The organism is Mesorhizobium sp. WSM4809, assembly GCF_055811655.1.
This window is the reverse complement of the sequence record NZ_JBVVQW010000034.1, coordinates 1,076-20,904: the sequence shown is the minus strand read 5'-3', so window position 1 is coordinate 20,904 and position 19,829 is coordinate 1,076. Positions and strand designations below refer to the sequence as shown.

Below are 19,829 nucleotides of genomic sequence, written 5' to 3'. Positions count from 1 at the left end.
CCGCCTTGATGAGGTCACGTCGAGAGATTGTCATGTCTCAGTTCCCCTTTGAGCCGATCGCACGGATGACCCATGTCTAGTTGCTTGATTACTCAGAGGTGCGTCGTGCCGCCGGAATTAAGATCCGGATCCTTCTCGCGAACTTCCCGAAATGGGCGGTGCAGATCGGATCCTGGTTCCCAAGCTTTGCAATTCCTCCCAGTTGACGTCTACTTTCTAATGCAAGTTCGCCACAGCTTTCCCGCGACTTTTCGGTTTAACACGCAGTCTGCGCTATTTGTTGCGTCAACTCCCGCAGAATTTCTGCATTCGTTGTCGTCGGGCACCCGCGCCGATACTCATCGCGATACCGGCCAAAGCGCGGCGGCGCCCATTCACCGGCAGTACGCCAACGGCTTACAGTCTGGGTATAGCCAACGTCAGGCGAGAGCTGCACTAGCGCTGTCGAGGACGGTGTTGCCGGCATTGCCCGAGCCAGCCGGCAGCAGCAATCCACTAGAGTCCGGGCGCGCCGCGCGCATAAGCCATCGCCTGAAGAAAGAGATGCCGACGAGCTTCATGCGGGTCTGCGCATCATCGATTTGCGAGCTGTCCCTTATGTTGCCGTTCTCGGCAGGTAGAGAGTGATCTACGGCAAGGATCCCGCTTCAACCTTAGGTGAAATCGCCCCCCCCGGTTTCAAAGTGATGAGTATTCATGTTGACTCGACCAATGCCGGAAAAGGAAGCCTTCCCACAGGGCTTCTGACAGATGCCTGCGATTACGTGTTGCGGCGGCCCAGCATGGGCGGACGGCCATTGACCAGTCGGGCCGGACGTGTATATCCGGTTCAGAGTCACGCCCAATCGGACACCCTGTTTGGCGCAACCACTGAGACGGAATTATCCTTCGATCGATCCGATCGTCGATCTCCAAAAGATCGTCCGACTCCGGCTGCAGAAATTCTGCGAGATTGCCGTAAATGCCCACGCTTTTCTGCATCTCGAAGCTCACATTCGAGCAAAAGCTGAGCATAATCTGCAATAGTGTTATTTAAATATGCGGAGGACGGTGGCGGTAAAAATTTGAACCGCCGCGGACCCTTTCGGTATTCATCCAACAAGTCGACGCGAGTCGTTCCGAGCGACAGATCAAAAGGGTACTGAGGCATGACAATCGCTCGAGGCGACGCCTGCGCATCTTCGATGCGATTTTCTCGGCGGCATACATCACCGCGGGCATGGCGTGACGATCACCCACGACCGAGTTCGCGCCGCCCTATTAGAATTGAAGATCTTCGAGCAGTTCCTAGGCGTTAAGCAACCTAACGCCAAAGCGATCATTGAGCCAGGTCGCGCGGGCGATCATCGCCACTTCTGCTTAATCAAACGCCCCATTTAAAGTACACAGGATTAGTCCATGACACAGCCCCCGCTCTTTCCGCCCCCTTTTCCCGTCGAGGAATTCCGCTCTCGCCTCGCAATATTGCGCACTGTCATGTTGGAGCGGCAAATTGACCTGCTGATGGTCAGCCAGTTCGAGCACATAAGCTACTTTGGAGGTTACGGGTCCACGGCAGCCATGTATCACGCCCTGCTCATCCCCCTCGATGGAGAGCCGGTCGCCGTGCTTCGTGCTCTAGACGCTGCCGTATTCAGCGAATCCAGCTGGCTCACCGATTGCGTGGCGTTCAGCGATGAACAGAACCCGCTCGAGGTCGTGGCCGAGACGATCAAAGCCCGCGGTCTTGGAGCCTCGGCCGTAGGGCTCGAGCGCGACAGCAATTTTCTCACTTTGAACCGGGCACATGAATTTGAAAGCCTGCTGCCGGATGCTAGATTTGTCGATTTCTCCGCTGTCATGTGGGAAATGCGGCAGGTCAAATCGCCGCTTGAGCTCGCCTGCTTGCAGGTAGCCGCGGAGATCTGCGACCGCGCGGCGGCGGCTGGCTTTGAGGTGGCCAGGGCCGGCGTCAACGAGCGCGAGGTCTTCGCAGCCATGACTGGCGAAGCGTGGCGCAGTGGGGCGGACAATGATCTGGTCGCTGTCATGTCGTCGGGCCCTCGCTCGACAATGTTGCACGCCTCGCTCGGCCATCGCATCCTGGCCGAGGGGGATATCGTGCATGTGGAACCGCTGCCGCAGTTCCGCGGCTACTCCTCGCGGATGCAGCGCCCGAAATCGATCGGCGCGCCAACCGACGAACAAATGCGGACCGCCGAAACGATGATCCGAGTCCAGGACGAGCAGTACCGCGCCATGAAGCCCGGAGCGGACGCAAAGGAAGTGGACCGCATCGTGCGCGAGGGCATGCTGGCAGCTGGACTACGTGACAGCTACACGAATATCACCGGCTATACGCTCGGCCTCGTCTCCATTCCGCGTATCAGTGATTTCACCCGCGTCTTCATTGCCAACAGCGATTGGCAGCTGAAACAAAATCAAACTTTCCACATGTACACGTCCGCGCGTGGCATGTCTTTCAGCGAAACCATCGTCGTCACGCCCGAGGGCGGAAAGCGCCTAACCAAAATGGAGCGCAGGCTCTTCTACTAGACTTATATCCAGAATCCAAAAATCCTGCTACGTCGAACACAATCCTCTTTACGGGACAGGTCGAAAGCCGAGCCCCAGGTTGGGCCGACTTACAAGCGGCGGCACATAGGCTCAAGCAACTCAGGGGACCGACAAAGGCGATCCATGGCTTGCGGCAATGCTCCATTGCCGCTTAGACGAGCAAATACTTGGTAACTACTTAGTCCTACGCGGACCTACTCACCTTTGCGCGTCGAATCTGCCTGTAAGCTCTCAGGTTTGTTTTGCGCGCCCTCCACGACCGGCACTGAGCTCGCTGTCGGGGTATGAAACCGAACGCCGTACTTTCCATTCGTGAGCACAGGTTTTTACGATCAGCCGCGTGCAAAAATGTCATCTGTCGAATGAATTTGTTTTGGTCTCGTCCAGGTCAACGATATTGTCCAGAACAGCGTGGACCAACTTGGCGGCACGTCCACCGTCGTCAAGGATGTGACCTATTGGTGAGCACCCTTGCGCTCGACCCACGAGCGGAGCGAGTCTGGAAATTGACCGTGGAGACAATCAGGGCGTGGTTGGCTGATCGGCAACCGCCTGCCCCAAACCTCCGATCGACCGCAAGGATATCGGCCCGCTTCTGCTCGCCCCTTGGACAGCGGACCACCTGCCGCCGCCGAGTGCGCCCCTGGTTGCGCATAGGCTCGTTTTATGCCGGCGGGTTCGACCTCGCCAGCGCCAGGGCTTTATCTATGCCATGACCTTTGCCGACGGCTTCGTGCGCCTGCACAACAAGCCCACCATCGTTATCCCCGACGCAGAAGCGCTGCGAGCACAGACTTTTCCGACTTGAGAAGATACGATTCCAATTGCGAGAGCGCAGCCGCTGTCTCGCCTTCCTCGAGCCTGCGGATTATAGATGCATTCAGGTCGATATAGGGCTCATGAAGGTGCGCGGCGTCCTCTAGTTGCCCGAAGACAAGCCGAAGTTCGGCGAGCACCAAGGCGAAGCAGGCGCTAAGTCGCGGACTGTCGCAGAGTTCCACCATGGCGCGGTGGAATTCCATGTTTGTCGTGCTCACCTGCCGCCAATCGCCATCAGAGCTCGCTTTCAGAGACTGGTCGGCGATCAACCGCATTTGAGCCAAGGCCGGATGCCCCCTGACCGCTGCTTGCACAGCTCCTCTCTGGATCACAGAACGCACGCGATAAATATCGATAACTGCTGCTTCATCCGGAGCGACGACAAAGACACCGCGGTCAGGGATATGCTTCAGCAGCCTTTGACTTGTGAGGATTCGGAAAACCTCGCGTAAGGTATTGCGCGAGATGCCGAACCGGGTGGCAACTTGTTGCTCGGAAAGCTTTTGTCTGGGTGCGAATTCACCCGCGATAAGTAGCTCGCGGATGCCGGCCGCCACGGATTCGGCTAGCGACCGGTCCTCGACTTCTACGGCCTGTTCGGTTGGCATCTCATGCCTGCGTTCGGTTTCATGTTTCAAATTTCGGATTGTTGAACAATTTAGTCCATGTTATTCAACAATATCTGTCTTCCGCTGAACAGGCTACGCTATGGTTATGGCACGTGTCGACCTCAATAGTGATCTCGGTGAGAGCTTCGGCCCATGGGCAATGGGGGACGATGTGTCGATGCTCTCAATTGTAAGTAGCGCCAACATCGCCTGCGGGTTCCATGCCGGCGATCCGGCTGGCGTCCTTGCTGTCTTGACCGAAGCGGCGAGACGTGGAGTTTCCGTCGGCGCGCACGTCGGTTACCGCGACCTAGTCGGCTTCGGCCGACGCAACATGGACCCGTCCAGTGCGGAACTGATCGCCGACACGATCTATCAGATCGGCGCTTTACAAGGTCTGGCCAAGGCCGCCGGTACGACGGTGCGCTACGTCAAGCCGCACGGGGCGCTCTACAACACGATCGCGCAGGATGCCCGCCAGGCAGCCGATATCATAGACGCCATAAAAGCAGTCGACACCTCGCTCGTCCTGATGGCGCTCTCTGGCGCACCGATTGTTGAACAGGCACGTGCAGCAGGACTCGAGGTCGTCTGCGAAGCCTTCGCGGACCGCGCCTACAATGCCGATGGCAGCCTCGTCAGCCGCCAACTCGCGGGTGCCGTCATCCACCAGCCGGAAGAGATCGCGGAGCGCATGCTGCGCATGCTCATCGAGGGTTACGTCACCGCCATCGACGGCACGGCCATCAGGCTCGAAGCGCAGTCGATCTGCGTCCATGGCGACACGCCGGCCGCCGTGAGCATCGCCCGCACGCTACGCAATTGGCTCCTTGGCCACGGCATCGAGCTGAAGTCCTTTGTCCATGGCTGAGGAGTTGCGATTTCTTCAAGCTGGCAATGACGCCTTGCTAGTCGAGCTCGATGACCTCGCCACCACGCTGACGCTGCTCGATGGGCTGCTCGCCCACCGACCAGAGGGCACGGTCGATCTCGTGCCTGCCGCCCGTACCCTTCTTGTCCGCTTCGATCCTCTGCTTGCGAACCGTGCAGAGCTCATCGACACCATATCTCGCATCGACCTTTCCGTGCGCCGCAAGCAGCAGGGCGAGACCTTCGAAATTCCCGTTGCCTATTACGGCGAGGATCTCAATGAGGTCGCAGACATTCTCGGCTGGACGGTGGACGAGCTCATCCGCCGTCATACGGAAGCGATCTTCACTGTGGCGTTCACCGGTTTTGCGCCGGGATTCGCATACATGACGTGCGAGGAACCCGCCTTCGACGTCCCACGCCGGCAGAGCCCGCGTGTACGGATACCGGCAGGCTCCGTCGCACTCGGGGGCAAGTTCAGCGGTGTCTATCCTTCCGACAGCCCCGGAGGCTGGCAGCTTCTCGGCAGAACGCCCCTGAAGATGTGGGACACCACCCGCCCCCGCGCAGCGCTCCTCGCTCCCGGCGACCGCGTCCGCTTCCGCGACATGGAAAGAGGGGCATTCGTTACTATTCCCGCACCACCGGAACCGAAGACGGGAGGTGTCCGCACCGCAGGCCTTCTCGTTACTCGCTCCCATAGTCCGGCCCTCTACCAGGACCTTGGCCGGTCGGGCCGCGCGGACCAGGGAGTCACGGAATCGGGTGCGCTGGACAGATGGAGCCTTATCCAGGCAAACCTGTGTGTCGGCAATCGGCGGGAGGCTGCAGCAATCGAGATCACGTTCGGCGGCTTTGCGTTCAAGGCCGACCGGCCGGTAACGCTTGCGGTCACAGGTGCGCCTGCTCCGATTGCGATCCGAACCGAGGACGGCCGGGACCTCTCAGCCCCATTCGGTCGGCCCTTCGCGCTCGATGCGGGGGATGAGTTGGTGCTGGGTCCCCCGTCCGAAGGCGTGCGCAGCTATCTGGCGCTGCGCGGCGGGTTCGATGTCGAAGCCATTCTCGGCTCGGCGGCGACCGACACGCTGGCGAAGGTTGGACCCGCACCCATCATGGCAGGTGACATCTTGGTGCCGGCGAACGAGCACACCACTGCGGTCGATCCCTTCCAAACGGCGTTCAAGAGATTGCCGAGGGCCGGAGACACCGTAACGCTCGATGTGGTGCTCGGACCCCGCACGGACTGGTTTACGCAACAGGGCGTCGAAGCGCTCCTTGGTCGGGATTGGCAGGTGACGGCGGAATCGAGCAGGGTCGGTATGCGACTTTGCGGCGCGCAGCCTCTGCAAAGGCGTGATGCGGCGGAGCTCCCTTCGGAGGGCGCTGCACTCGGGGCGATCCAGGTGCCGCATAACGGCCAGCCGGTGCTCTTCCTCGCCGACCGTCCGCTAACCGGGGGGTACCCGGTGATCGGCGTAGTCGCTCGCCACCATCTCGACGTCGCGGGGCAGATTCCCATTGGCGCGAATATCCGCTTTAACGCAATCGCTTCCTTCGAACCGCTTATCAGGAAAACCCGCCGATGAAGAAAATCCTGATCGCCAATCGCGGCGAAATCGCAATCCGCATAGCCCGCGCCGCGCGCGACTACGGCGTCGCCTCCGTCGCGATCTATTCCGATGCCGATGCCGCTTCGCTCCACGCCGAACTTGCTGACGAAGCTTATGGTCTCGGACCTGGACGCCCAGTCGACACCTACCTCAACATAGAAAAAATCCTCGACATCGCTCGTCGCGCCAAAGCAGATGCCGTCCATCCCGGCTACGGCTGGCTGTCGGAGCGCGCCGAGTTTGCGCAAGCGGTCCTCGACGCCGGCCTCACCTGGGTTGGTCCAGCGCCACACGTCATCACCGCTCTTGGCGACAAGGTCGAAGCCAGGCGCATCGCAGCCAAGGTGGGGGCGCCGCTAGTCAAGGGTTCGGACGGACCTCTTGCCTCGGCCGCAGAAGTCGTCGCGTTCGCTAGGCAAGCTGGCTTGCCGCTTGCGATCAAGGCTGCGTTCGGTGGCGGGGGGCGGGGAATGAAGGTGGCCCGCAACCTCGAAGAAATCGGCGAACTCTTCGATTCGGCCGTGCGCGAGGCGACGGAAGCCTTCGGCCGCGGCGAATGCTATGCAGAGCAATTCCTCGACAGGCCACGCCACGTAGAGGCGCAGGTCCTTGCCGATACCCACGGCAACACTGTGGTGCTGGGCACACGCGACTGCTCGCTCCAGCGCCGCAACCAGAAGCTCGTTGAGGAAGCCCCTGCCCCCTTCATTTCCGAGGAGCAGCGGGGCCGGATCCACGACGCCGCCCGCGCCATTTGCGCGGAGGCCGGCTATACGGGTGCGGGCACGGTCGAATTCCTGCTGTCGGACAACGACGTCATCTCCTTCCTCGAGGTCAATACACGTCTTCAGGTCGAGCATCCTGTAACGGAGGAGACTACTGGCGTCGACATCGTCATCGAGCAGTTGCGCATCGCTGACGGTCTGCCACTCTCGATCAAAGAAACGCCCGCGCCACGAGGTCATGCTTTTGAGTTCCGCATCAATTGCGAGGATCCCGGCCGCGGGTTTCTGCCGACGCCAGGGCTAATCACCCTTTTCCGCGCACCTTCCGGCCCTGGGATTCGACTCGATGCTGGCGTCGAGACCGGCTCTGAAATTCCCGCCCTTTACGATTCCATTATGGCAAAGCTGATCGTCACCGGCGCGACGCGCGAGGAAGCTCTGATCCGCGCCCGCCGAGCGCTTGCCGAATTCCGGATCGAGGGTGTCGCATCGGTACTGCCTTTCCACCGCGCAGTGCTGGAAGAGCGCGACTTCACCGGCGAGGATGGCTTCCGGGTCTACACCAGCTGGGTCGAGACCGCGTTTCGTGGCATCGAGCCCGCTCCGCGCATCGACGCTATCGAGGGCGGTCTGTTACGCAGCTTCATTGAGATCGACGGCAAGCGCCATACCCTCGGCCTACCAGCCGCCCTCTTTTCCGGCCTTTCCGCACCACAACCGGCTGCTGCCGCCAGCGCACCCGCTAGCGACGGAGAGGTATCGGCCCCGATCCCCGGCACGATTCAGCAGTGGCTGGTCGAGGACGGCTCGCACATCGCGGAGGGCGAAGCAATAGCGCTCCTTGAGGCTATGAAGATGGAAACGCGCATTATCGCTCCAAAAGCGGGCCGTATCCACATCAATGTTGAAGCCGGCCACGCCGTCAGCCTCGGAGCAAAACTGGCGACCATAGAGTGATGATTGCACTTGCAGCCAGTGCGCTGACGGTAAAGCAACCGACGCAGAAAAAACATATGAAGCCATCCCGAACACTGCGGCCCAGATGCCGCCGGCTGGAAGGCCGCCAATCCAGTTGCCTGCTAGCCGCTCGGGAGCTTTCCACGTACCTCCTAAAACGTGTCGCGATTAAATGGATTCAGGATTCCCGTTGATTTGAGTTCGTCATTCATTGCGGTTGAAAGGAGACCGCGATGGGCAAGCCGCTACCGCTTGAGTTGCGTCGGCGTGTTGTAGCGGATGTTGATGAGGGGCGTGATCGCCGGGAGGCTGCGCGCCATTTCCGCGTTTCACCTCGCTTTGTAAACAATCTGATCAACCGCGCCGACAGACCGGTTCGCTTGAAGCCCGCCGGCAGGCCATATTGGGGGGCGGAAAGCTTGAGCCGTATGCCGAGTTCGTCCGCTTGCGGTTGGCCGAGAACGGCGAACTGACACTGGATGAGGTTTGCGTCGAGCTGGAGGGGCGTGGGGTGAGCGTGCACCGCTCCAATGTCGGGCGCCTGCTCCAACGCCTGGGCTCAGTCATAAAAAACTCTACAGGCCAGCGAGCAGCAGCGGGCCGACCTGCGCCAGGCGCGTGAACTATGGATGGGGCGGCGAAAGCGCTTCTTCAACAAGGCTTTGGCGCGACTGATCTTCATCGATGAGACGTCGGCCAACACCAAGCTGACCAAACGCACCGGCTGAGCGCCGAAGGGCGAGCACTTCAGGACGCATGCGCCATTCGGCAAATGGCAGACACAGACCTTCATCGCCGGGCTGCGCTGCCACGGTCTTGTCGCGCCCTGGATCGTCAACGCACCGATGACGCTCCCGAATTGTCGCCCGGCGATGCCGTCATTCTCGACAATGTCGGCTTCCACAAAGGCGAGCGCGCTGCACAACTGGTTCACAAAAGGGGTGCCTGGCTCCTGTTCCTGCCGCCTTACTCCCCCGATCTCAACCCCATCGAAATGGCCTCAAAGCTCAAGGCTCGGTTGCGAAAGAAGCCGGCCAGAACCTTCGACACACTCTGCGGAGCTCTCGGCGACATCTGTCGCCTGTTTGAGCCAGCCGAGTGCAGAAACTTCTTCAACGCTGCAGGATATGAGGCCAATTAATCGCGACACGCTTTAGCCTTCTGAATTTGCCGCCGGGCACCAGAGACGAGATACTGGCGCCAAGGGCCATCGTTCCGCCCGGCGTGGTCGACCAGAAATGAGCACAACGCGATCAAGGACGACGAATTGACGGTAAGCGCGATCGCCTTCAGGAGCTCCTCAACAGCATCCTTCAACGGCCAATCGGCCACCACTCAGAACCTCACGATTGCATGCTATGTTCAAGGCTGCACCTTATTACCTTATTCGACGAGAAAATGGCGCCTGCGCGCCGCACCCTAAGCGCCTCTGTTTTGTTATGATCTGGCCATCCTCAATGATCCCTCGAGCCTGACCTCAGGCTCGAAGTGATGCTCTGTCAACTTGCTGGCGTCATAGGTGAGAATGCCGACTTTCCGCCCTGGTGGCAGCGTATTGGCCACGAGAGGCACCATCTGAAGGCTTGAGAAGGCAACCGGTATCGAAACGGCAGCGGACACCTCGCCTTGAAAATACCGCGCTAAACTAGCAATTTGCGATGGGCTCCTTACTTTCCAGTTGGCGAGCATAACTGATATAAGCGTCTTTGACCGAGCGATCACCCGCATCACGTTTCGCGTCGACGCCCGGGGACGGTTAAGCTCTTGACCGGAAACTGAAATGTCCCAGGCGCGGAAAGAGCTCCGGGATGGTCAATCGGCTTGTTTTCAAGTTCAAGTGCCAAGTTTGTCAATCATCATGAATTTTTCACAGCTGAATCTGTTTTACCGACGATGTCGCTTCTGATTAACGAGAATGCTCCAAGCGACAGGCCGCCCCGCCGCCCGAATTTCGATGTGACTCCGCGCCACGATGCTTTGGTGGCCAGGCAATCCATGATCGGAGGCCGGCAAATTGCGCGGCAAGAGCTTCATCGGCGGCGGCAGGAGCCGAGTGCGCGCCGTCCTCTTCATTGCTGCCCTCGTCGCCATCAGACACAACCCCATCCTCAAGCCCTTCCACGAGCGTCTTGTTGCGGCCGGCAAGCCGAAAATCGTCGCAGTCGCCACAATGCGCCTCAAGGTTATCGTGCGGGACCGAAAACCATGGCAAACAACTTGACAGCTAGGACAGTCGCTCTACTTGATCCGCGTCGTGAGGACCCGATGCTGCGCCCGAATCCTTCAATTGTGGGAATTGGTCGTCGCGTCCTGCAGTAGTGTCACAACCGCCAAGCGTTCTCGAATGGACACGTGGAGCAGCGGCAATGCGCCGCAGTACAGACCGCGCGATCAAACATTCCAGGCCGGAACCTCCAGCCACCGATCGCAGGCGTGGCCAGAAAGACCGCAGCGGAAAACCTCCCGGTCTGCCTTCTCGATCACCTCATGAACGTGAACACAACGCCTGGCCTAGAATGCCATGGTTGAAGAAACTTGCGTTCCTCGGTCCTGTGGAGTTCTTCGTCGTGTTGTTCAACACGGTGCGACCGCATTCACCTTTGGATTACAGACCCCCGACGCCAGATGCAATCCTGTGGCCGGCTGCGCAACCCAGACCAACTTCGCCCGCCACCCCAGCCGTAGAGCAAAGACCAGCACGCAGAACATTCAACATGAATCACCCGATGGGGCCGGCCACCACCACGTCCTCTGCCGTCCCCAGTCTTGCCCCTCTTAAAATTCCAAGTCCTTCCGGATATTAAAGGTCCAGATCTTGGCGTCTTTGGTCGAGCGGATCGCCTTGGCGAGGCGATGCTCCAGTCCGCCCCCAGGCGCCAGCGCCACAAGATACGCACCCCAGAATTTGCCGAAGTTGCCCGGATCACGAAGGTGCCGGATCGAGGCTTCGCGTCGACTTGCCGCCCCGGAGACCGCCCTTGATGATACCACCGCGGATCCGCCCTTGAGCACGGGCAGCGCTGGCGAGGAGAGAATTCGCGAATGTAGCTGAGACGCCGAGCGCCGCCGCACCCAGAAAGTCACGCCGGCTCAGCCGGCCGACGGACGCGGCGGCTTAGATACCGACAGGATCTAACACCGACGGGTCATGCGACGACGAAGCGATCCAAAGGATGTTCCGCGTTTCCTGTCCCTCGACCGCTCAGTGGCGGCGAAGTCTAGTATCTCGAGTCTTGCTGTGTCGGATGACCAGCGGATGGAGCGAGCCTAGCAGACGATGAGCCGGCCAGCTTGAAAGCTCCCGAGATCAACTGATTTGATCGCCGAAACCGACAGCCCAAAAATTGATCCGTACCTTCCTAGGTTCCGGTGAAGAGATGAAGCCGTTGCGCCGGGCGGTCAGAGCATGTCAGGAACCTCCACGTCCGAGGGCGGCTCGGCACCCAATAAGTGCTCCACGAAGTAATCCCATTTGCGCTTAATTGCATAACCATTAGCTGCAGTTCTGGAATGGTTCAAGTCTGGAAGAATTAGCATATCAAACTTCCGGTTTGCCTTCGCGAGCGCGCCCGCCATTAATATGGTGTGTAGTGGATGGCAGTCGTCATCCGCGTCGCCAGCGATCATCAAGAGGCGCCCTTTAATCTGAGATGCAAGGGGCAAGTTCGATTGCGATCGATAACTCTCGGGGAATTCAGAAGGTAACCCATACCAGCGATCGTTCGAAAAATAATACAAGTAATTGTCACTGGTTTGGGCGGACGCGACGCCGACTTTGAAGACGTCGGGACGCTGGGCCATTAGTCGTACCGTGTAATACCCCCCCCAACTATGTCCGCATATACCCACTCTTTCGCAATCGAGAAAATCGTATTTCGCCGTGAGTTGCGCGACAGCGGCCGCATGGTCCGCCGCGACGACATCTGCTGAGCCAAAATTAGGCCCCCAAGTTGCATCGCGGGCGGCACGCTCGAGCAGTGGCGTACCACGGGCGTCGAGTACGAAGACCGCGAAACCGAGCTGCGCCAAGGCCAAGGCGCCGAACGCGCCTTCGCCTGGGAACCGAACCGGCGCATTACACACTTGCGGCCCGCCGTATATCGAATCGATGATAGGGATCTTGCTCCCTCCCTTGTCCCCTGATGGCAGATAGAGCGTACCGTGTAGCACGGTCTTGCCATCGGCAGCAGTAATGCTGAAGCGCTCCGGCGCGACCCATCCCCTCTTCAAGAGGGGCTTGGGATCTGTTCGCCAAAGCTCCGATCTGAGGTCACCCGTGCTCTCCCTGAGGACAACTGTGGGAGCCTTCGACACTGTCGAGTAAACGTCGACAAAAAGATCCAGCGTCGGTGAGAGATGGACTTCGTGATCAGCGTCTTCAGGCGTCAACAAGACGGGATCACCACCATCGAGCGCAACGCGGTAGAAGTGCCGCAGGTAAGGATCGCGTCCTGGTTCACGACCAGCAGCGGAGAAGAACACGGCACGCTCACGGGCATCAATTGCTGTCAGCTCGACAATTGACCACGCACCCGACGTCAATTGCCGAACAAGCTTTGCGGATGCTACGTCGTATAGATATAGGTGAGCTCTACCGTCTCGTTCCGAAACCAAGACGAGTTGTGCGCCGCCTCCGACTGACGCAAATAGCTTGGACCCGTGAAGAAACGTCCGCAGCGGTTTTTCGCCGCGGTCGACTAGCACTCTGTGAGAAGCACCTGTCTGAGGGTCCACCCGGTAAACCGTTAGCTGTCTGAAGTCTCGTGACTTCACTCCGACGAAGAGGTAGCGACCGTCTTCCGTCCAGACCAACTTGTTATCTTGAGGCGCCCCCCAGGGCAGATGTAACGGCGGGACGTGCAGTTCGCGCAATGCGCGCATGCGGCGATCGACCAAGATGAGGGTGGCGGTCGGCACAGCGTTGTCCCCGGGAAGCGCGTATCGAAAGGCATGAACTTCCGGTATCCGATGTCCTTCTGCGTCCGGAGCCGATGCTGTTACGAAAGGGAGCGATCGAAGTCCACGCTGATCTACGCGGACTGTAATGAAATAGCGCGAATCAGGCGACCACGTTCCGACGAGAGGCGGAACCAGGTGCTCTCTCAATCGCGTTAGCGGCAAGGCGGTGGGTCCATTGTCAGCAACAACGCCATAGGCCACATGGTATGTGCCATCACCCGTAATCCGATAACGGGAGCCCGTCTCCGTCTCGATCATCGTCAAGTCGTATCCATCTAGGAGAATGCGCGCCAGACCATCTGGCGACAGGGCTCGATCTCCAGTCGAACTGGTTTTCAATTCTACCGATTCTTCTGACTCGATCCACTTCCCGTCCCTCACGCTGAAAACGCCCCCCCTCTTCGATCCTGATGCGGCTAGAAGCTCATCCGGCCCGAGCCAACGAAATTCAGGAAATGCATCAGGGATCGCGGACCGCACGCAAGAGAGTTTGACGGCTTGCATGTAACGCGTCGATAAATTGGCGGACGCTGGGAATTCGCACTGCTGCTCAAACGTTGAGGGCACTAACATCTCCAGCTACAGATCAACACGCGCAAGGGATCGTGCGGGGAAAACTTTACTGCTTTCCGAACGAAGAGTCGCACCAATAAAGGCCTCCGGGCTGCAGAACTGCTGCGCCTAATTGGCAGATTGTAAAGCTTAATGCCGCCGCTGGGCCATGGGTGATGACCTGTACATTTCGACGCTCCGCAGCTCGGATTATGGCGCCGAACACGAGCTTGAGAACTGGCTTCTCGCCGAAGGGATTGAAAATGATTTTTGGCCTGCGCCGCTCCTCGACGACAGACGTTCCAGACGATTCGAGGTCCTGATGTCGCGGCGGTGAGTGAATGCGAGATTGCCGCTTCGAAGTCGTCCATGAAGCACGCGACCGCGGTCGGCAGCTCGGCCTCGTAGTCCTTCACCAGATCTGCGGCGAGATCGCGGGGAGTGGCGCAGCGGCCCCGTCTCGTTGCGGAAAGCGTCCTCGGCTCACCGAAAGACCGCGTGCCAGCAGTTCCACCGCCAAGTCCTCGAGCTCCTCCGTACGTCCCTTCAGATGCTCGCGGATCTCGGAACGAAACGGGTCGAAGTTATTGATATTTGGGTTCGTAAAGTATGCATTGCTAACAAATTACAAGCAGTTGGAGGGAAGCCGCCTCCCGATGGCGCAATTAAAACAGATCTTCAATAATGAATTCACAGAATCTTTGCAACCGCAGATCGCGGACAATGATACTTTCATTGAGTTCTGAGATCTGAGGTCAGGCACGCTATGAAAGGGGACCGCCGCACAGCACGAAAGGGAGTGGGCCAATGGCAAGAAGAGCGCTCATCATAGTTGAAGGCCATAGGGACTCGCGACCGTCCCGACCTTGCTCGTCAAGCTTTACACACCTCGCTGGGCCGCCGCATGCTCGGTCGAGGGATGCTGTGGTCCGGATGAGACGCGACCACAGGGTAAGGTAACTGTCGTAAACGACCGACATTTCATAGCTATGGAGTTACACTTGATGACTCAGCCTCCGCGCTTCCCTACACCTTTCCCTCGCGAGGAATATCAGGCGCGCCTTTTGGCATTGCGCACCATCATGGCTGAGCGGAGCGTGGACCTGCTCATCGTCAACCAGCATGAGCACATGGACTATTTCTGCGGCTACGCGCCCACAGCGGCGATGTATCAAGCCGTACTTGTCCCGCTTGAAGGAGAGCCAGTTGCCGTGATCCGTGGGTTTGACGCTTCAGCCTTCAGCGAATCGAGTTGGCTTACCAGTTACGTGGCATTCATGGACGATGAAAACCCGATCGAGGTAGCGGCCGATACGATCAGAGCGCGCGGATATAGGGCTTCCGCCATAGGCATCGAGCGCGACAGCTATTTCCTCACTGTGAACCGTGCTCTAGAGTTCGAAAGCCTGCTGCCGGAGGCCAGGTTCGTCAACTTCTCCTCCATCATGTGGGAAATGCGCCAGGTCAAATCCCCACTTGAGATTGCTTGCCTCCAGGTAGCTGCGGAGATCTGCGATCGTTCAGCGGCAGCAGGCTTCGAAGTAGCTCGGCCTGGTGTGAATGAGCGCGAGGTCTTCGTCGCCATAACAAGCGAAGCGTGGCGCAGTGGCGCGGACAATGCGCAAATCGCCGTGATTGCATCCGGACCTCGCTCGGGAATATTACACTCCCCCCTAGCCGGCCGCACGCTAGCGGAAGGGGACATCCTGCATGTGGAACCGGTTCCGTTTTTTCGCGGCTACACTTCGCGAATGATGCGCCCGAAATCAATTGGTGCCCCGACCGATGAACAGATGCGGACGGCAGAAACCATGGTCCGAATTCAGGATGAACAATTCCCAGCCATGAAACCCGGAGCGGGCGCAAAGGAGGTGGACCGGATCGTTCGCGAGGGTATGTTGTCTGCTCAAGTGCGCGATAGCTACACCAATATCACCGGCTACACCCTAGGTTTGAAGCACCCGCCCCGTACAAGTGATTTTACCCGCGTCTTCCGGGAAAGCAGCGACTGGACGCTACAGGAAAACCAGGTTTTTCATATGTATACTTGGGGAGCGGGCATGGCGTTCAGTGAAACCATCGTTGTCAAACCGGAAGGGGGCAAGCGACTGACTGGAATGGAGCGCAAGCTTTTCTACTAAAGCTCACGCAGATTGAGTGGGCGAAGCTAACTAAGCACGAAGTTGCCACACTATCCCATCAGATCCAGAGCCAACAGGTCAACCTAAGCGGAAACTTGTAGGCGCTGTTCTCAGGCCACGGCCTCGAGTTCGGACGTTTTGAGGTAGACGCTCGGACATCGCCGTTTCCCGGACGGGGGACGTTGGTATCTGGGGGCGGCTCCGTCCAAGAAAAGCGTGCTGCGGATCAAGAGGAAGGCCACCCAATTGCTGGGGCCTGGCAAAAAAGGGCTCACGGCCAGAGGTTCAAACCAATCTCAATCGCCTCCTGAGAGGCTGGGCGGCTTACATCAGCTACGGCTTACTTCAGCTACCGCTCTCTTGCAGCCGTCCATCAAGCCGTCGATCGCGGTCTTCGCCCGCGTGCCCGCCTGCGCAGACGACACGATGCGCCAGGCCGAGGGGTCAGACGATTTTCCCACAAGTTTTACTGGAACCTGGCGTCCTCGTGCTGAACCGCGTGCGTAGGATGTCGCCGATGCGCGTCTAGTAATGAGGTCTGTCGGAAAGCCGGATGCGGGTAAACCGCACGTTCGATTTGATGAGCGGGGGGAAGAAACGGAGCGCTGTTGGGTGCGCCACCGCGCCTCTCCTCGACTCTATTGAAGCGTCAGAACGGTGCATCAGACAGAACTAGGCGCCGACCGCAGTGGTGCCGCCGACGAAAGTATTTTAGAGGCCCCGACGCAATATGTCGTGCAGGATCAGCCGGTGTACGCCACATATTAAAGCGCTTTTACAAGGGACAACTTTAGCAAAACGGGAAATTAACTTTAACATAAGTTAACCTTAGACAACGCGACGATGGAGTAGACTTTTGCGGTGCCCGTCTGCCGAAGACGACCCGTAGACGCGGCAACTTTGTGCATCGATGAAAACACCAGGCGCAAGTGGCAGCAGAGCATGAACCATGGAAGGCCCCGGATGGCTGCTGTTTCTCAGGTTCGAAGGCCGGCGATCGGAGTCTCCGACCAGTTTTCTTTGGCCCCCTCCACAGATTTGCGACCGGCGGCCAAGGAGGCATTCGCCGTTGAGTTCAGCCGATTTATCAGTCAGGCTGATGGTGTTGCTGAACCTGAGAAGTTGTTCGACCTGTTATGTGCTTTTGCACTGAATTGTAATTGCCCGTGGATTGCATATCGCGCTCTTTCTCCCGACCAGTCATTTTTGAAGCCAGTCCGGCGCAATCTTGACGTCATGCTAAACTATCCTGACGAATGGCAGGAGCGATATTTTGAGATGGGTTACGACAAGACAGACCCGATCATCAAGACGAGCCGAAAGCGGGCAGGCGCGTTTCGCTGGAGCGATGTGTACAATGACTCAAGTACGACTGAAGACGAACGGCGCGTTCTTGACGAGGCGGCGACATTCGGCTTAAGGTCAGGCATTAGCATAGCAATGCATCGCCCCGATGGCAGCTGTGCCATTGTGAGCTTTGCTCGAGCTCGTGACGGCGTATTCCAAGATATAACAATCACGTACTTAGAACTTGTCGCGTTCCACTTTCACCTGAAAGTCGCCAAGTTCGCGAATCCGAGTGGCGTTGAGCCCCCCCCCGGCCTCTCTCTAAGAGAGAAGGAGTGTATTTTTTGGGTGGCGCAAGGAAAATCGTCGTGGGAGATAGGAAACATCCTAGATATATCCCACAATACTGTTAATTTTCATGTCAAAAATCTAATGAGAAAATTAGATGTCTCTAGCAGAACGGCAGCAGCGATAAAAGCGAGCAACATTGGGATTATATAATGCAATAAATCAAAATTGGTTTAGCTGTGCGGTCCCGGAATGAGGTCTTGCGGGGAAGATTGGCGGGTCCTTTGTCCATGCGTCGCAGATCACCTGATAGGGTGTTTTCCGTATCAGGGCCTTGAGGTGCTTGGCGAAGTTGTAGGCGGTGACAAAGGCCAGGACATGGGTCCTGAGGCTTTTCAGGTCGTCGTAGTGGTAGATCTTGATCGTGGCGTGCTTGATGGGTTCGGTTCATCCGCTCGGCCTGACCATTCATTCAAGGATGGTAGGGTTTGGTGAGCCGATGCTCGAAGCCATTGGCGATGCAGACCCGGTCGAAGATGTGCGCCCCAAGGAAGCGTCGGCTGGGACCGTTGCGATTTTGGGCAGATCGGCCAAGGCCATGCCGTTGTCGGTGAGCACGGTGTGGATTTTATAAGGGAAGGCGTCGACCACGTTACTGAGGGAGGCCGCGCCTTCCATCTTGCCGGCGCAGGCGTGAAACTCGACGTACGTGAACTGCGACACGCGGTCGATCGCCAGGAACATGACCAGCTTGCGGTCCGCGTGCCGCAGTTCTCAGCTGTCGATATGGACATCGCCAATCCCGTAGGTCCTGAACCGCTTGCGCTGTTCCTTGATCATTTCGACCGGTAGTCGTGAGATGCCATGGCGCTGGGGGCAGCGGTGCAAGGCGCTGCGGCTGAGGTTAGGGATCGTATCCCTCAGGCAACCCAGAACATCGTCCAGCGGCAGCAGCGTCTTCTGGCGGAACGCCACCACCATAGCCTCTTCAGTCGGTGTCAGCACCGAGCTTTCTGGGCGTCTTCGGATCTATCGGCGCGTCCGCCGTCGTGGTTCGCTCGCGCAACTTGGCCACTGTCTCCGGGTTCAGCCCATACCGGGTGGCAAGGGGACTGGTGCTCGCTTGCGACGCTTGTAGCTCGGCTCCAAGACTCGGCGTCGTATGGGCGCTGCCGTGAAGAACACTTGCCATAGGACATCCTCATCCTGACGACTCAGGTTCGATGATGCACCATCACACTCGGGGACTACACACCTAGTCGAGGTCTTGATCAGGTTGCGACCAGGGGGTACGCGCGACTGCATTAAAGGAGCGGCTCCAGCTCGCTTTTGCCTTGGTGACCTTGTGCTTGAGGCCTTCACATGAGGGGTTCGATGCAGATTGCAGGTAGTCCGGCTCCCAGCAGACCACTGAACAAGCCCGATCCGGGCCAAATTCCAGGCGGGGTCATTCAACGCCTCAACAAGATCGTCTGGGTGGCTCGCAACCTTCATCTCTCGGCAAATGCGGCCTCCTTCATCCACGATGCAAACGGTCGTCTCTTTCACTGAGACGTCCAGCCCGGCAGAATCCTTCATGCTGCGCTTCCTTTCCTGATGGTTGTGGCTGTTCACGCAGACCACGTTTTATCATCAACTCGAAGCGCAGCGCCTCAAACACCCATTCAAGACGTGGATGGCGTGGTGTCAAGCGCGTTCGTCCTGGACGTTTCTCCTTCGCTAAAATCAGGTGCGCCGTCCTCCAAGATGCGCAACTCTTCGGCCAGCGTGTGTACCTCGACAACACGGCGCCTGGTGGCATCAGGCACGCGGTAGAAATTGCTCCCGACGCTGACCATGCCACTGCCGGCTGATACGTCGCTCGAGCTTTAGGACCGATCGGAACTGAGCCAAAGCTAGCGGCCGCAGCGCTGCCCGTTTCTAGGCGAAAGCTTCGTTGACGACACCCCCTTCGTCGTGGCGTGAACCCTCGGGTTTGGGACCGTGTCCAGCCAGTGACGCAACTCGGCGTTCAGATCTTCGAGATTGCGAAAGGAAGCGGGCCAGGAAGAAGTCCTCGCGAATGTGGCGGAATGGCCGCTCGACCTTGCCTTTCGTATCGGCCGGTAAGGCCGAGGTGGCGGGCAAGATCGACGAGGGCACGGTTGTAGACCATGCCGCCGGTATCGCCTTCGCCGATCACAGCCGTCTTCATATGGTCGTCAAGCACTTCGCGAGGAGCGCCGCCCAGCGGCCGGCCGCAGGCTCCTCGATCTCGTCGAAGAAGCGCATCTGACATTCTATGGGTCGGGGGGGGGGGGGGGGGGCCGCCCCCCCCCCGCCGCGGGGGGGGGGGGGGGGGGGGGGGGGCGGGCGGCGCGGCCGCGGGGGGGGGGGGGGGGGCCGGGCGGGGGGGGGGGCGGGGGGGGGCGGGCGGGGGGGGGCGGGGGGGGGCGGGGGGGGGGGCGCCGCGCG

The 19,829-nt window shown here is 58.9% G+C and carries 11 protein-coding genes and 6 pseudogenes; 10 read left to right on the top strand and 7 right to left on the bottom strand.

Annotation, left to right across the window (positions count from 1 at the left end):
* Positions 1-1,398 precede the first annotated feature (1,398 nt).
* Positions 1,399-2,535 carry a M24 family metallopeptidase gene (locus tag AC0L24_RS33155; protein WP_473564983.1) on the top strand — a complete coding sequence of 379 codons (1,137 nt, stop codon included), beginning with the start codon at positions 1,399-1,401 and terminating at the stop codon, positions 2,533-2,535.
* A gap of 589 nt (positions 2,536-3,124) precedes the next feature.
* Positions 3,125-3,322, top strand: a pseudogene (locus AC0L24_RS33150) (3-oxoacyl-ACP synthase); the annotation flags it as partial.
* Here AC0L24_RS33150 and AC0L24_RS33145 read toward each other — a convergent pair.
* Entirely contained in the window at positions 3,318-3,983 is a 666-nt protein-coding gene (locus AC0L24_RS33145; RefSeq protein ID WP_473564982.1) for a GntR family transcriptional regulator, read from the bottom strand. The pseudogene AC0L24_RS33150 and the gene AC0L24_RS33145 overlap by 5 nt on opposite strands.
* 106 nt (positions 3,984-4,089) lie before the next feature.
* Between AC0L24_RS33145 and AC0L24_RS33140 the strand changes: the two genes are divergently transcribed.
* The 6 genes and pseudogenes from AC0L24_RS33140 to AC0L24_RS33115 form a co-directional block, all read left to right on the top strand.
* Positions 4,090-4,854: a LamB/YcsF family protein gene (locus AC0L24_RS33140; protein ID WP_473564986.1), complete on the top strand. Its 765-nt coding sequence runs from the start codon at positions 4,090-4,092 to the stop codon at positions 4,852-4,854.
* The gene (locus AC0L24_RS33135; protein ID WP_473564981.1) at positions 4,847-6,442 is read left to right on the top strand and encodes a 5-oxoprolinase subunit B/C family protein; all 1,596 of its coding nucleotides are present in this window, start codon (positions 4,847-4,849) and stop codon (positions 6,440-6,442) included. The genes AC0L24_RS33140 and AC0L24_RS33135 overlap by 8 nt, the downstream gene beginning before the upstream one ends.
* Positions 6,439-8,148, top strand: coding sequence for an acetyl/propionyl/methylcrotonyl-CoA carboxylase subunit alpha (locus tag AC0L24_RS33130; protein ID WP_473564980.1), 1,710 nt, complete (start codon positions 6,439-6,441; stop codon positions 8,146-8,148). The genes AC0L24_RS33135 and AC0L24_RS33130 overlap by 4 nt, the downstream gene beginning before the upstream one ends.
* A gap of 233 nt (positions 8,149-8,381) precedes the next feature.
* A complete protein-coding gene (locus tag AC0L24_RS33125; RefSeq protein WP_473564979.1) occupies positions 8,382-8,621 on the top strand; it encodes a helix-turn-helix domain-containing protein in 240 nt (79 codons plus the stop codon).
* 299 nt (positions 8,622-8,920) lie between these two features.
* Complete coding sequence (locus AC0L24_RS33120; protein WP_473564977.1) at positions 8,921-9,289, top strand: transposase; 369 nt, start codon at positions 8,921-8,923, stop codon at positions 9,287-9,289.
* A gap of 861 nt (positions 9,290-10,150) precedes the next feature.
* A pseudogene (locus tag AC0L24_RS33115) lies at positions 10,151-10,369 on the top strand (IS110 family transposase); the annotation flags it as partial.
* A gap of 554 nt (positions 10,370-10,923) precedes the next feature.
* Here the strand turns inward: AC0L24_RS33115 and AC0L24_RS33110 are convergent.
* The 3 genes and pseudogenes from AC0L24_RS33110 to AC0L24_RS33100 all read right to left on the bottom strand — a co-directional run.
* Positions 10,924-11,232: a hypothetical protein gene (locus AC0L24_RS33110; RefSeq protein ID WP_473564975.1), complete on the bottom strand. Its 309-nt coding sequence runs from the start codon at positions 11,230-11,232 to the stop codon at positions 10,924-10,926.
* A 315-nt stretch (positions 11,233-11,547) separates the two neighbouring features.
* A complete protein-coding gene (locus AC0L24_RS33105; protein WP_473564985.1) occupies positions 11,548-13,365 on the bottom strand; it encodes a S9 family peptidase in 1,818 nt (605 codons plus the stop codon).
* 487 nt (positions 13,366-13,852) lie between these two features.
* Positions 13,853-14,105 (bottom strand): annotated as a pseudogene (locus tag AC0L24_RS33100) (IS256 family transposase); the annotation flags it as partial.
* A 558-nt stretch (positions 14,106-14,663) separates the two neighbouring features.
* On the opposite strand from AC0L24_RS33100, the gene AC0L24_RS33095 reads away from it, so the two are divergent.
* The gene (locus tag AC0L24_RS33095) at positions 14,664-15,800 is read left to right on the top strand and encodes a M24 family metallopeptidase (protein ID WP_473564974.1); all 1,137 of its coding nucleotides are present in this window, start codon (positions 14,664-14,666) and stop codon (positions 15,798-15,800) included.
* A 963-nt stretch (positions 15,801-16,763) separates the two neighbouring features.
* Positions 16,764-17,588: a LuxR family transcriptional regulator gene (locus tag AC0L24_RS33090; RefSeq protein WP_473564973.1), complete on the top strand. Its 825-nt coding sequence runs from the start codon at positions 16,764-16,766 to the stop codon at positions 17,586-17,588.
* Between the two features lie 9 nt (positions 17,589-17,597).
* Here the strand turns inward: AC0L24_RS33090 and AC0L24_RS33085 are convergent.
* The 3 pseudogenes from AC0L24_RS33085 to AC0L24_RS33075 form a co-directional block, all read right to left on the bottom strand.
* Positions 17,598-18,567: pseudogene (locus tag AC0L24_RS33085) on the bottom strand (integrase core domain-containing protein).
* Between the two features lie 178 nt (positions 18,568-18,745).
* A pseudogene (locus AC0L24_RS33080) lies at positions 18,746-18,953 on the bottom strand (IS110 family RNA-guided transposase); the annotation flags it as partial.
* A 155-nt stretch (positions 18,954-19,108) separates the two neighbouring features.
* Positions 19,109-19,620: pseudogene (locus tag AC0L24_RS33075) on the bottom strand (Mu transposase domain-containing protein); the annotation flags it as partial.
* Positions 19,621-19,829: the final 209 nt, after the last annotated feature.

Excerpts from the sequence above, each read along its gene's own strand:
- AC0L24_RS33090 (WP_473564973.1), top strand. The coding sequence starts at position 16,764 with ATGGCTGCTGTTTCTCAGGTTCGAAGGCCGGCGATCGGAGTCTCCGAC.
- AC0L24_RS33155 (WP_473564983.1), top strand. The coding sequence starts at position 1,399 with ATGACACAGCCCCCGCTCTTTCCGCCCCCTTTTCCCGTCGAGGAATTC.
- AC0L24_RS33140 (WP_473564986.1), top strand. The coding sequence starts at position 4,090 with ATGGCACGTGTCGACCTCAATAGTGATCTCGGTGAGAGCTTCGGCCCA.
- AC0L24_RS33125 (WP_473564979.1), top strand. The coding sequence starts at position 8,382 with ATGGGCAAGCCGCTACCGCTTGAGTTGCGTCGGCGTGTTGTAGCGGAT.
- AC0L24_RS33095 (WP_473564974.1), top strand. The coding sequence starts at position 14,664 with ATGACTCAGCCTCCGCGCTTCCCTACACCTTTCCCTCGCGAGGAATAT.
- AC0L24_RS33105 (WP_473564985.1), bottom strand. The coding sequence starts at position 13,365 with ATGATCGAGACGGAGACGGGCTCCCGTTATCGGATTACGGGTGATGGC.
- AC0L24_RS33120 (WP_473564977.1), top strand. The coding sequence starts at position 8,921 with ATGGCAGACACAGACCTTCATCGCCGGGCTGCGCTGCCACGGTCTTGT.
- AC0L24_RS33130 (WP_473564980.1), top strand. The coding sequence starts at position 6,439 with ATGAAGAAAATCCTGATCGCCAATCGCGGCGAAATCGCAATCCGCATA.
- AC0L24_RS33145 (WP_473564982.1), bottom strand. The coding sequence starts at position 3,983 with ATGCCAACCGAACAGGCCGTAGAAGTCGAGGACCGGTCGCTAGCCGAA.
- AC0L24_RS33135 (WP_473564981.1), top strand. The coding sequence starts at position 4,847 with ATGGCTGAGGAGTTGCGATTTCTTCAAGCTGGCAATGACGCCTTGCTA.